1 protein-coding gene is annotated in these 311 nt (G+C 48.6%); it reads left to right on the top strand.

Going from position 1 to position 311, the window contains the following annotated elements; genetic code table 11:
* Window positions 1-311: transketolase C-terminal domain-containing protein (locus BCU68_RS15785; RefSeq protein WP_277868789.1), on the top strand; the 311-nt coding region annotated here is incomplete at both ends.

Raw genomic sequence — 311 nt, 5'->3', positions numbered from 1 at the left:
TACATCCTGAAAGATTGTGCAGGCAAACCAGAGCTAATCCTGATTGCAACAGGTTCTGAAGTTGAACTTGCTGTTGAAGCTGCCGCTCAGTTAACGGCTGAAGGTAAAGCGGTACGTGTTGTATCAATGCCATCGACAGATGCATTTGATAAGCAAGACGCTGCTTACCGTGAAGCAGTACTTCCTGCCGACGTAACGGCTCGTATTGCAGTAGAAGCGGGTATTGCTGACTTCTGGTACAAGTATGTGGGCTTCGGTGGCAAGATCATCGGTATGACGACATTTGGTGAATCAGCACCGGCTGGTGAGTT

This window comes from Vibrio sp. 10N.286.49.B3 (genome assembly GCF_002873395.1).
Lineage (GTDB): Bacteria > Pseudomonadota > Gammaproteobacteria > Enterobacterales > Vibrionaceae > Vibrio.
Note: the sequence above shows the minus strand (reverse complement) of the source record. Positions and strands in the feature narration are given on the sequence as shown.